The organism is Bradyrhizobium sp. SZCCT0153 (assembly GCF_018129995.1).
Taxonomy (GTDB): Bacteria; Pseudomonadota; Alphaproteobacteria; order Rhizobiales; family Xanthobacteraceae; genus Bradyrhizobium; species Bradyrhizobium japonicum_G.
The window spans coordinates 1,275,251-1,285,821 of record NZ_JAFCKS010000002.1 but is presented as its reverse complement, the minus strand read 5'-3'; the positions used below and the strand labels follow the sequence as shown (position 1 = coordinate 1,285,821).

At 65.1% G+C, this 10,571-nt stretch carries 13 protein-coding genes; 7 read left to right on the top strand and 6 right to left on the bottom strand.

The window, feature by feature from the left end; all coding sequences use genetic code 11:
• Window positions 1-227: 227 nt before the first annotated feature.
• A complete protein-coding gene (locus JQ572_RS13650; RefSeq protein ID WP_211383507.1) occupies window positions 228-851 on the bottom strand; it encodes a PadR family transcriptional regulator in 624 nt (207 codons plus the stop codon).
• A 311-nt stretch (window positions 852-1,162) separates the two neighbouring features.
• Between JQ572_RS13650 and JQ572_RS13645 the strand changes: the two genes are divergently transcribed.
• Entirely contained in the window at window positions 1,163-1,516 is a 354-nt protein-coding gene (locus tag JQ572_RS13645; protein ID WP_211383506.1) for an MmcQ/YjbR family DNA-binding protein, read from the top strand.
• Between the two features lie 31 nt (window positions 1,517-1,547).
• Here the strand turns inward: JQ572_RS13645 and JQ572_RS13640 are convergent, their stop codons facing one another.
• Window positions 1,548-2,048, bottom strand: a complete 501-nt coding sequence (locus JQ572_RS13640) for a MarR family winged helix-turn-helix transcriptional regulator (RefSeq protein ID WP_249128975.1) — start codon at window positions 2,046-2,048, stop codon at window positions 1,548-1,550.
• 103 nt (window positions 2,049-2,151) lie between these two features.
• Between JQ572_RS13640 and JQ572_RS13635 the strand changes: the two genes are divergently transcribed.
• The 3 genes from JQ572_RS13635 to JQ572_RS13625 all read left to right on the top strand — a co-directional run bounded on the left by JQ572_RS13635 (window position 2,152) and on the right by JQ572_RS13625 (window position 3,962).
• Window positions 2,152-2,553, top strand: a complete 402-nt coding sequence (locus JQ572_RS13635; RefSeq protein ID WP_211383504.1) for an Ohr family peroxiredoxin — start codon at window positions 2,152-2,154, stop codon at window positions 2,551-2,553.
• Between the two features lie 78 nt (window positions 2,554-2,631).
• Window positions 2,632-3,042 (top strand): cupin domain-containing protein, encoded by a 411-nt coding sequence (locus tag JQ572_RS13630; protein ID WP_211383503.1) that lies wholly within the window; start codon window positions 2,632-2,634, stop codon window positions 3,040-3,042.
• Between the two features lie 47 nt (window positions 3,043-3,089).
• Window positions 3,090-3,962 carry a bifunctional helix-turn-helix transcriptional regulator/GNAT family N-acetyltransferase gene (locus JQ572_RS13625; RefSeq protein ID WP_211383502.1) on the top strand — a complete coding sequence of 291 codons (873 nt, stop codon included), beginning with the start codon at window positions 3,090-3,092 and terminating at the stop codon, window positions 3,960-3,962.
• Between the two features lie 191 nt (window positions 3,963-4,153).
• Here the strand turns inward: JQ572_RS13625 and JQ572_RS13620 are convergent, their stop codons facing one another.
• Window positions 4,154-5,374, bottom strand: a complete 1,221-nt coding sequence (locus JQ572_RS13620; RefSeq protein WP_211383501.1) for an MFS transporter — start codon at window positions 5,372-5,374, stop codon at window positions 4,154-4,156.
• Window positions 5,375-5,560: 186 nt separating this feature from the next.
• Between JQ572_RS13620 and JQ572_RS13615 the strand changes: the two genes are divergently transcribed.
• Complete coding sequence (locus JQ572_RS13615; RefSeq protein WP_211383500.1) at window positions 5,561-6,022, top strand: cupin domain-containing protein; 462 nt, start codon at window positions 5,561-5,563, stop codon at window positions 6,020-6,022.
• A 47-nt stretch (window positions 6,023-6,069) separates the two neighbouring features.
• On the opposite strand, the gene JQ572_RS13610 is transcribed toward JQ572_RS13615, so the two are convergent.
• Window positions 6,070-6,648, bottom strand: coding sequence for a DUF308 domain-containing protein (locus JQ572_RS13610; protein ID WP_211383565.1), 579 nt, complete (start codon window positions 6,646-6,648; stop codon window positions 6,070-6,072).
• 100 nt (window positions 6,649-6,748) lie between these two features.
• Complete coding sequence (locus JQ572_RS13605; RefSeq protein ID WP_211383564.1) at window positions 6,749-7,333, bottom strand: TetR/AcrR family transcriptional regulator; 585 nt, start codon at window positions 7,331-7,333, stop codon at window positions 6,749-6,751.
• A 78-nt stretch (window positions 7,334-7,411) separates the two neighbouring features.
• Between JQ572_RS13605 and JQ572_RS13600 the strand changes: the two genes are divergently transcribed.
• Window positions 7,412-7,912, top strand: coding sequence for a peptide deformylase (locus JQ572_RS13600; RefSeq protein ID WP_211383499.1), 501 nt, complete (start codon window positions 7,412-7,414; stop codon window positions 7,910-7,912).
• Between the two features lie 108 nt (window positions 7,913-8,020).
• Here JQ572_RS13600 and JQ572_RS13595 read toward each other — a convergent pair whose 3' ends face one another.
• Window positions 8,021-8,821, bottom strand: coding sequence for an AraC family transcriptional regulator (locus JQ572_RS13595; protein ID WP_211383498.1), 801 nt, complete (start codon window positions 8,819-8,821; stop codon window positions 8,021-8,023).
• Window positions 8,822-8,945: 124 nt separating this feature from the next.
• Between JQ572_RS13595 and JQ572_RS13590 the strand changes: the two genes are divergently transcribed.
• The gene (locus JQ572_RS13590) at window positions 8,946-10,496 is read left to right on the top strand and encodes a carboxylesterase/lipase family protein (RefSeq protein ID WP_211383497.1); all 1,551 of its coding nucleotides are present in this window, start codon (window positions 8,946-8,948) and stop codon (window positions 10,494-10,496) included.
• Window positions 10,497-10,571 lie beyond the last annotated feature (75 nt).

Sequence of the window (10,571 nt, the reverse complement as noted above, 5' to 3'; positions counted from 1 at the left end):
GCCCTTCGCGCCAGTGCTGCCAGCGTCCGCCACAACCCATCCCGCGTTTCGTGACGATCGCGATACGCCCCTCTGACAGGGATGAGGTGACGCAGGAATACGCCAAAGCCGAATTTCGGTAAAGTGGAATATTTTCGCCGGCCGGCATCGACCCACCGATGGCGTGATTTGCCCGACGGGCAACACAAGGGCTTGTTATTTCGACGAAGCGGCGTCATCGCGAAATCTCACTTGCCGAGGATTTCCGCCGCAGCACGGTCCAGAATTCCGGCAATGCGGCGCGCCTCGGCGGAATCGCAGCCCTGCTTGGCGCGCAGGGCGCGCTTGAGGCCATGGCGGGCCTGGTGCAATTCGTCCGACGCACCGCCATCGAGATCGCCGACGCCGGCAAAGGCCTCGCGCACCTCGTCCATCCGGCGGCCGATCCGCGACAGCGCCTGAAGGATCGTGTCCGCAGTCGAACGGTGCTCGGCGAGATGAGCCTCGCCCTGGGGCGTGATGCTGTAGAGCTTGCGGCCGCCATCCTGCTCGACGCGCGCATGGCCCACCTCTTCGAGATAGGTCAGCGCCGGATAGATCACCCCCGGACTCGGCGTATAGAAGCCGTCGGACCGCTCCTCGATGATCTTGATCAGCTCATAGCCGTGCGCCGGGTTTTCGGCGAGCAGCGCCAGGATCACGAGCTGAAGGTCCTGCGACGACAGCCGCCGCGCACCCGGAAAATCGTCGCCGCCGCGCCCGAAGAAGCCATGGCCGCCGCGACCGAAGCGATGCCGTCCGCCGTGTCTGCCCATGGCGAAATGGGCGAAATGCCCGAAATGGAAGTCCTTGTGGTCTCGTCCGTGGTGCATTTCGTAAGTCCTTATGTAAAACATATCTTACGATATAATTTGCGATGATGCCGCCGCAACCCACAGATCTGTGATCGGACACCATGGCGCTGTTCCCGCAGGGAGCGATGCCGCCGGGCGTCGGGTCCACTCGGCGGCTTCGCTGACGGGAACCCCCTGCTTCGAGCTGGAGTATGTCGGTGACACGGTTGAAAACACCGCACGGCGCGCCAGGTCTTGATCGAAACTGGCGACGTGGCATGTCATTCCCTGGTTGGCGGCCGCATGTGCCATGCCGGCCTGCCGATGTCCCAACTCTCGCTTGCGATCGCATGACGCCCAAGGCTTTCGAAACCCGCTGTCTGCGCCTGCCATCCGTCACCAAGGTGGTGCAATGGGAAGGCACCTCCGTGTTCAAGGTCGGCGGCAAGATGTTCGCGCTCGGCGGCGGCTTTGCCGCAAGCTCCGGCGGCTACATGTTCAAGGTCTCGAACATGGCCTATGCCATGCTGATCGAGCACGGCTTGGCGCGGCCTGCGCCGTATCTTGCGCGCGCCAAATGGGTGCAGCTCGTCAGCAACAACGCGCTGTCAGACGCCGAGCTCACGGCCTATCTCGCGCAGGCCCACGCGCTGATCGTGGCGAGGCTGACGCGCAAATCGCGCAAGGCGCTGGGACTCGGCTGAGCGCGAGCGTCGGCACGCTTCAAGACCCGGCCTATCGAGGCTTGGTGTTGCGCAGCAGATTGTCGCGCAATCTGCTGACCGTCTTCTGCACGGCCGGAAACTCGTCGCCGAGCCCGGTCGCCTCGATCACGGCCTCCCCGAGATCCTGCTCGATTAGTTTGCGCCCTGCAGACGTCAGGCTCAGCAGCACCTGCCGCTCGTCGTCAGGATCGCGGTGACGGCGGATGTAGCCCATCTGCTCGAGCTTCTTGAGGATGGGCGTCAGCGTGTTGGATTCCAGGAACAGCTTCTCGCCGAGCGCGCTAACCGTCTGCTCGTCCTCGTCCGACAGCGCCACCATGGCGATGTACTGGGTGTAGGTCAGACCGACCTTGTCCAAGAGCGGCTTGTAGGCGCGGCCGAAGGCGAGATTGGCCGAGTACACGGCGAAGCACAGGAAGTTCGACAGTTTCCGGCCTTTGCCGGCAGCTTTGGCGGGACGGGACACGGGAACCTCCGCAATTCGTGATCCGGCACAGGATATAAATCGCATCCGATTAAATCGGAAGAGCTTGATCAGCGGGGCCAAGGGGTTTATTTCAACGCGCATCCGATTAAATCGGATACGATCTAAATACAACCCGAAAGGATCCGCCATGACCACCGCTGCAAAGCTTCTCTTCACCGGCAAGACCCACGTCACCTCCGGCGCCGACGGCGCCGCGCACGCGAGCGACGGCACTCTCGACATCAAGCTGGCCCAGCCACATCCCGCTGCCGAAAACCTGTTCGCCGCCGCCTGGTCGGCCTGCTACCTCGGCGCACTCGGCCTTGCCGCCGCCCAGCGCAAGGTCAAGCTGCCGAGCGAGCCGTCGGTCGACACCACGATCGACCTGAACAACGCCGGCGGCGCATTCTTCCTGCGTGCCCGCCTCGACGTCAGCGTCCCGGGCGTCGATCGCGCCGTCGCGCAAGAGCTGATCGAAGCCGCGCACGGCATCTGCCCCTATTCCAAGGCGGTGCACCGTAACATCGAGGTGACCACCACCCTTGCTTGAAACGCCACGACGCGGGCCGGCCGAAGATCGGCCGGGCCCGCGCGGCGCAATCAATTCCGTGAACTTCGGGAGCCGACCATGGGCTATCGTCTTTTGCCGGCCGTGCGTATTCTCGCCAGCGCCGCCGTGCTCGCCGTCAATCTTCTCACCCTGCCCACGGCCGCGCAGCCGGCCGGCGTCACGCGTACCGACCTCCAGCGCCACGATCTCAGCGCGCCCGGGAGCGAGGCCGTGCAGGTGCGCGTCGACCTCGCCCCCGGGGTTGCGTTCGGCCGGCACACCCATCCGGGCGAAGAGATCATCTACGTGCTCGCGGGCGCGATCGAATACGACGTCGAAGGCAAGCCGCCGGTGACGCTGAAGGCCGGCGACGTGCTGTTCATCCCGGCCGGAACGGTGCATGCGGCCAGGAACGTCGGCCAGGACACCGCGAGCGAGCTTGCGACCTACATCGTCGAGAAGGACAAGCCGCTGCTGACGCTGAAGTGAACAACACCCCAATTGACTGAAGACGATATCTGACTAAAGTCAGATATATGCTTGATCCTGTCTCCCGTGTTCGCCGCTTCAACCGTGCCGTGACGTCTGCCGTCGGCGCGCTCGATACCTCGTTCCTCGGGCGTGGCCGTCCGCTCGGGGCGGCGCGCGTGCTCAATGCGATCGGGCACGGGCGTTCGGACGTGGCCGATATCCGCGACTATCTCGGTCTCGATTCCGGTCTGATGAGCCGCCTGCTGCGCTCTCTCGAGGATGAAGGCCTGATCGAGACGACGGCACATGACGACGACGCCCGTCGCCGCGTCGCAAGGCTGACACGCGCCGGCCGGCGCGAGTTCAACGCCTATGAGGCATTGTCGAACGCGCAGGCCGAGGGCTTTGTCGCGCAGCATTCGCAGCGCGAGGCGCTGCTGGCGGCGATGGACATGATCGCCTCCGCGCTGACGCGCGAGCGCGTCACGCTGGACGAGATGGATCCGGGGTGCGAAGCGGCCCGCTATTGCCTCGGCGAGTATTATGCGGAGCTCGGCCGCCGCTTCAAGCAGGGCTTTGACGTCTCGCTGTCGCGCGACCCTGATGCCAAGGACATGCGCCGGCCGCGCGGCACCTTCGTCGTCGCGATGTCGGACACGCTGCCGATCGGCTGCGTCGGGCTGAAGGGCACCGATCACGGCTATGCCGAGATCAAGCGTCTCTGGGTCGCTCCCGCCGCGCGCGGATTGCGGCTCGGCCGGCGCCTGATGGACGCGGCCGAGAATGCTGCGCGCCAGCTCGGCATCAAGCTGCTGCGGCTCGACACCAACAGCGCGCTTACCGAAGCCGGCCAGCTCTACCGCACCACGGGCTGGAGCGAAATTCCTCGCTTCAACGACGACCCCTACCCGGACCTGTTCTTCGAAAAACGGTTGTGAAGGCGCGGCGACTCCCGGCCTGCCGCGTCAGCAGCGCCACGCCGCAGGAGCGTCGCCGTGACCAGATCCGACCTCGCTGACATCTTCCGCGACTGCATCGGCTGTCTGAACCGGCAGGACTGGCCGGCACTCGGTCGTCGAAAAGGCCGCGATCGAGGCGCAACTCTAACGCTGCGCCTCGACGAGACCCCTCACGCCGCCGCCGGCGCCACCTCCGCTTGCGGCTTCGCGAACGGCCTGAAATTCACCGCCATCAGGAAAGCGCCGAGGCCCATCGCCCAAGAGGCGATGTAGAGCCAGGCGTAGCTGGAGAAGGCGTCGTAGATCAGGCCGCCGGCGAGCGGACCGGTGGCCATGCCGAGGCTTCCGGCCATCGCGGTGCCGCCGATCACCGTACCCATCATCCTGAGCGGAAAGTTTTCACGCACCAGCACCGCGTAGAGCGGCATGGTGCCGGCATAGATGAAGCCGAAGACGGCGCCGACCGCGTAGAACGTCGCGAGCTGGTGCGCGAACACATAACCGAGCGCGCCGAACGCCTGCAACAGGAGCCCGGAGACCAGCACGCGCTTGGCACCGAAGCGGTCACCCATCAGGCCGAAGGCGATGCGCCCGCCCATGCCGGCAAAACCCTCGATGCTGTAGATCGTGACCGCGGCGATCAGCGGGATGCCACAGCTCACGGCATAGCTGACGGTGTGGATGATCGGGCCCGAATGGGTGGCGCAGCAGAAGAAATTGGTGGCCAGCAAGATCATGAATTGCGGCGAGCGCAGCGCCTCCGCCATCGACATTTCGGTCTGCGGCGCGCCCTCGCCCGCAGGCGCGGCCACGGCGTGCTCGAGCGCGGGCGGGCGTCGCACCAGGAACGACACCGGGATCATGATGGCGCCGACCACCAGCGCCACGATCTGCATCGAGGTGCGCCAGTCATGACCGGAGACGAGCCAGGCCGCGAGCGGCGCCATCGTCATCGGCGCCATGCCCATGCCGGCCGAGACCAGCGACACGGCGAGGCTGCGATGGGTGTCGAACCAGCCGGTGACCGTCGCCATCATCGGCGCGAAGATCGCCGCGCAGGAGGCGCCGACCAGGAGGCCGAAGACGAACTGGAACGCGAGCAGCGAGGTCGCATGGCTGGCCGCGAACAGGCTGAGGGACAGGACCGTCGATCCCGTCAGCACCACCGGCAGCGGCCCGAACCGGTCGGTCAGCGTGCCCCAGGCCATGCTGGTGAACGCCATCGCCAGAAAGCCGATCGTCATCGCGCTGGAGATGCCGGTCACCGACCAGCCGGTGTCCGTCGCGATCGGCTGCAGGAACACCGGCAGCGAAAACATGCCGCCGATCGCGACGCAGCCGAGCAAGCCGCCGGCGGCGACGATCACCCAGCGATAGTTGGCACGTAACATTTTGGTCTCCCCGTCAGGTCTGTCTGGGTGGAAGACGAATGGGAACGGCGGGGGCCGACACGGCAACGGTACTTTATTTCGCGCGCGGTCGCGACCGTCGACAGCGCATTGTTCCCACGACTGCTCCTCTGGAGCGCCCGGCTTTCGCCCAATAACTTCAAACGAAAGACTTCAGGGGAAGCCCACATGCCGAAAATCGACCTTGCTGCCGTACCCGCCCCAAAGGGCTCCGGCTATCCCGCGCCCTTCGATGCACCTTGCGCTGATCGGGTCCGGCAGCGGCTTGGCAATGCCGGAGGCTTGTCCGATTTCGGCGTCAATTTGATGCGCCTGCCGCCGGGCAACTGGTCGAGCCAGCGGCACTGGCATTCGCATGAGGTCGAGTTCGTCTATGTTCTCGAGGGCGAAGTGACGCTGATCGAGGACGAATGCGAGACGGTGCTCCGCGCCGGCGACTGCGCCGCCTTCGCGAAGGGCAGCGGCAACGGCCACCACATGATCAACCGCTCGCATGCGGTTGCCCTCTATCTCGAGGTCGGCTCGCGCTCGGCCGACGATCTCACCACCTGCTCCGACATCGACATGAAGAGCGCCAATTCCGACGGCCGGTTCGTGCACAAGGACGGCACGCCCTACCCGGACGCGTGAGCCGCCGTGGTGAGGTTTCACGTGGCAGGGTTTCACGTGGCAGTGCTTCATATCGCTGCGTTACGCCGCCACTTGCCGACCGTGAGCCAGACCGCCGAGACCCCGAAGTAGAGCGCACCGACGCCGGCATATCCCGCAACATTCGCGATCGACGGAACCGTGGGCAGCGTGGCCTGAAAGATGAAGAAGCCGCCTGCCAGCGCTGATTGGCCACCGCTGAGCACCATGGCCCATTGCGCGCCAAAACTCCTCCAGCGGCGGATGGCCGTCGCCAACTGGAGCAGTCCGGACAGGATCGCCCATGCCCCGAAGATTCCGAGCACCCAGTTCATGCCCGCCTGCAATGCGATGACGACTGCGATGGTCGTCGCCAGACTCGCCAGAACGTTCAGGACCTGCGTACGGTTCTGATTGAAGCCGCCGCTGCGCAAGGCATCCGCGAAATTGGCCGCGGCGTCCCATGCCGGATAGAGGACGAGCAAGGCGCCGGCGATCACCGGAGAAACGGCTCCGCCGGCAAGCGCGGCAGCGACCCAGGCGACGGAGAACGCCGCCCGGATAAAGTAGTATTGCTTCAGCCATCGCTCGCGATCGGCACGAACCAGATCCAACTGATAGTGCACCACTGCATTCTCTCCTTTACCTACTAGTTGGTAGTTTTTGCGCGCAGCCGTCTTCGTCCCCGGGCTTGCCCGCGCGCTCATGTTATCGTTTCGCGGATGTCTCTCAGTGCCTGGCGGACAGCCGATCCAGCAGCGGCCCGGTGATCACACCGAACATTTTTGGATCGCCAAAGGCACGAGCCGACAGCATTGCGCCGTGAACGGTCGCCATGAATCCCTCTGCCTCGACCCGGGCCGTGCCGGAGAGCTGAAGCCGCCCCTTCCGCTTGCCGCGCTCCATCACCAAATTCAGCCACGAGGCGAGCGCGCGAAAATGAGCCCGAACTTCAAGCGCCACTTCCTCGGGCAGGATCGGAAGCTCGCTGGCCAGCAGCGCGCATACGCAGAACGGAGCCGTCGCGTCCGTGATGCACGCCTCCCAATACCCGACATAGTTTTTGAGCTGCTCGCGCGGATCAGGGATATTGCGCTCGAGCGTGGACAGCCCCGCCTGCGCTTCCTCGCGGTAGCGCGACACGAGGGTGCGGACCAGGTCGACCTTGCTGGCGAAATGGTGATGGATGCTCGGTTTGCGGATGCCGACCACTTCAGCCACGTCGGCGTAGCTGAAGCCGTTGTAGCCGCCCGCGATGATCAGTGTGCGCGCGCAGGCCAGAATATCGTCGGCGGTCGAGGTGGCGTTGCTCATGTCGGATTGACTACCTTCCAGTTGGTAGAGCGTCAAGAATGGGATGCTTCAACCATCCGTGAGTGGTAGGAGCCTCTCATGACCATTCGCCCGATCATGCGCTATCCCGACCGCCGGCTCGCGATGCCGGCCCGCCCCGTCACCGCATTCGACGATGCCTTGCGCGAGCTTGCAAACGACCTGATCGAGACGATGCGCGCCGCACCCGGCATCGGCATCACGGCGCCGCATGTCGGTGTGCCCCTGCGCGTCGTCGTGCTCGAGCTCGACGACAAGGAGGGTGCGCAGACCTACGTCAATCCGGAGATCGCGTGGGCCTCGCCCGAGTTGATCATGCACCGCGAAGGCAGCGTCTCGATGCCCGGCGTCAACGACGAGGTGCAGCGCCACGCGCGGGTGCGGATCAGCTATCGGGATCTCGACGGCAAGGTGCAAAGCGAGGAGTCGGACGGCCTGCGCGCGGTCTGCCACCAGCACGAGATCGACCAGCTCGACGGGATGTTCTGGATCCAGCGGTTGTCGCGGCTGAGGCGGGAGCGGCTGGTGAAGCGGTTCGAGAAGATGTCGCGGGGGAGCTAGATTCCATTCAATCTACGGAGAACCAAAAACTATCGAGGATCACTGCGCAGGTCGGCTCACTGGAGACGAAAGGGTTTGGTCGATTACGCTGGCGGCTAATCCAGCCCGCTATCCAGAACCGGAATTTTGCGCGACACTGCTCAGATATTTCCCCGGCGGTTTCCCGAGCGCCTTCTTGAACATGGTGATGAAGGCTGCGACTGAGTCGTAGCCGAGGTCGGCCGACACCTGCTGCACGCTCGCGCCGGACGTCAGCTCCCGCAAGGCGACGATCAGGTGCAATTGCTGGCGCCAGCGCCCGAAGCTCAGCCCCGTCTCCTTGACGATCAGGCGCGCGAGGCTGCTCTCGCTGAGCGCGACGCGCCTGGCCCATTGTGCCAGGGTGCTGCGGTCGGAGGGATTTTTCGCCAGCGCCGCAGCAATCCGCTTCAGCCGCGGCTCGGGCGAGAGCGGCAGATGCAGCTGCTGAACGGGCATGCGGGGAAGCTCGCGCAAAAGGACCTTCGCCAGCAAGTCCACCCCCGCCTCGTCGCCGGCGACCTGATCGGACAATTCGATGATCACTTCACGCAGCAGCGGCGAGATCGACAGCGTGCTGCATCGATCCGGCAGCTCGACGACGTCGGGCTCGATGTAGACGAAGAACAGCCGCGCATTGGCGGTGGCGAGGTTGCTGTGCTGCATGCCGCCCGGCACCCACACCGCGCAATGAGGCGGTACCATCCACAGGCCGGTGGGAACGCGACATGTGACGCCGCCGCCCAGCGCAAAGATCAGCTGTCCCTTACGGTGCCGATGATCGGGCACCTCCGCCTTGGTCCCGATGACATCGACACGCACGGCGATGACCGGTGCGGAGCGATCGTCCACATCGAGATTCAACCACGGAAAGCGAAGGGGCTGTCTCATGCTTGCCGGTTTTTAGTCATTGATTGCCTGAATATCTAAATCCAGCGCGCGCGAAAGTCGATAGCTTGCCGCCCTGGATCTGCCCGGCCGCGGCCAGGCGCTCACGCGATCAAGGGACATGACCATGCATGGCTTCAGCACCGCAACAACCGCCGAGCTTGGACGCGATATCCGCACGCAAGCAGGTCTCGTACGCGGCCTTCGACGCGACGCAAGCGGCGTGCTGGCGTTCAAGGGCATCCCATACGCAGCGCCCCCTGTCGGGCTTCTGCGTTGGTGCGCCCCGCAGCCGCCCACGCCATGGGACGGCGTGCGCGATGCGCTTGTCTTTGGCGCGGGCTGTCTTTCATCGCTAGAGAACGATCATCGGCCGGGGCCGCGCGATGAGGATTGCCTCTATCTCAACGTCTGGACCGCAGCGAGCCACGCGGACGAGAAGCGGCCCGTGATGGTGTGGATTCACGGCGGCGGCTTTCAGTTCGGCTCCTCGGCCAACCCCGCGACCGACGGCGGTGCGTTGGCCGCCAAGGGGGCCGTCGTCGTCAGCTTCAATTATCGCCTCGGCGTCTTCGGCTTTCTCGCCCATCCCGATCTCGATGCGGAAGCGCCGTCAGGCAATTACGGCCTGCAGGATCAACTTGCGGCGCTGCGCTGGGTCAAGGCCAACATCGCCGGCTTTGGCGGCAATCCCGACAATGTCACCCTGTTCGGCGAATCCGCCGGCGCCATGGCCGTCGGCATCCTGATGGCCTCGCCGCTGGCGCATGGACTGTTTCACAAGGCGATTGGTCAGAGCGGCGCGTTCTGGGACGGCAAGCGCGGGCCGCTCCAAAGCTTTGAAGAAGCCCGCACGCGTGGTCTCGCTTTCGCCCGGCAACGGGGCCAGGCGTCGATCGCAGCCTTGCGCGCCATGCCGGCCGACCGGTTGAATGCAGCCGCAACCTGGAGTTTTGCGACCAGCCCGGTCGTGACCGCGTTCTCTCCGAGCATCGATCATCATGTGGTGCCGGATGTGCCCGCGCGAAGATTTCTGCGCGGCGAGCAGATGCACATCCCCTTGCTGGCGGGCTGGAACACCGCCGAGGAATTCCCGTTCGCTGCACAATCGCTCCCCGATCAATCGGCGCGCGCTTTTCTCGCCGCCGCCGAGGCGATGTTCGGCCGCGAACGCATGGCCGACTTCCTGAAGGTCTACCCCGCCGCGACCGACACGGAGGCCAAGGCATCCGCAGCCGCGCTCACGGGCGACACCGTGATCGGCGAACAGTGCTGGCAGTGGCTACGGCTGCATCGGCGCGGGAAGCGCGCGCCGGTCTACGGCTATGTGTTCGGCTACACGTCGCGCTACACGCCGATCGCCTCGCACGTCACCGAAATTCCGTTCGTGTTCGGCACGCTGACGCCGCAACAGGTGATCGGCAGCTCGGCGCCGCCGGCCGAAGAGGACCGCGCGATGGCGCGAACGATGATGGACTATTGGCTGAATTTCGCGGCGCACGGCGATCCCAACGGGCCCGGCCTGCCGGCCTGGCCCGCCTATGACGAGACAGATGTGGTGCAGATCCTCGGCACGACGATCGAAGCCGGCCCCAATCCGCAAGCCGCCCGCTTCGGCTTCCTCGACAGTTTCAGGCAGGACGGAGTCCTGCCGACGCGCTGGCGCGAGATGGCGTAGACGGGCCACGATCATAATTCGCAGGGCGGGCTAACAAAGCGTAACCCGCCATCAATCAGCGTGCTGCGATGAGAG

Coding starts and splice junctions, on each gene's coding strand:
- JQ572_RS13650 (WP_211383507.1), bottom strand. CDS start 851: ATGCACCACGGACGAGACCACAAGGACTTCCATTTCGGGCATTTCGCC.
- JQ572_RS13645 (WP_211383506.1), top strand. CDS start 1,163: ATGACGCCCAAGGCTTTCGAAACCCGCTGTCTGCGCCTGCCATCCGTC.
- JQ572_RS13640 (WP_249128975.1), bottom strand. CDS start 2,048: ATGCGATTTATATCCTGTGCCGGATCACGAATTGCGGAGGTTCCCGTG.
- JQ572_RS13635 (WP_211383504.1), top strand. CDS start 2,152: ATGACCACCGCTGCAAAGCTTCTCTTCACCGGCAAGACCCACGTCACC.
- JQ572_RS13630 (WP_211383503.1), top strand. CDS start 2,632: ATGGGCTATCGTCTTTTGCCGGCCGTGCGTATTCTCGCCAGCGCCGCC.
- JQ572_RS13625 (WP_211383502.1), top strand. CDS start 3,090: ATGCTTGATCCTGTCTCCCGTGTTCGCCGCTTCAACCGTGCCGTGACG.
- JQ572_RS13620 (WP_211383501.1), bottom strand. CDS start 5,374: ATGTTACGTGCCAACTATCGCTGGGTGATCGTCGCCGCCGGCGGCTTG.
- JQ572_RS13615 (WP_211383500.1), top strand. CDS start 5,561: ATGCCGAAAATCGACCTTGCTGCCGTACCCGCCCCAAAGGGCTCCGGC.
- JQ572_RS13605 (WP_211383564.1), bottom strand. CDS start 7,333: ATGAGCAACGCCACCTCGACCGCCGACGATATTCTGGCCTGCGCGCGC.
- JQ572_RS13600 (WP_211383499.1), top strand. CDS start 7,412: ATGACCATTCGCCCGATCATGCGCTATCCCGACCGCCGGCTCGCGATG.
- JQ572_RS13595 (WP_211383498.1), bottom strand. CDS start 8,821: ATGAGACAGCCCCTTCGCTTTCCGTGGTTGAATCTCGATGTGGACGAT.
- JQ572_RS13590 (WP_211383497.1), top strand. CDS start 8,946: ATGCATGGCTTCAGCACCGCAACAACCGCCGAGCTTGGACGCGATATC.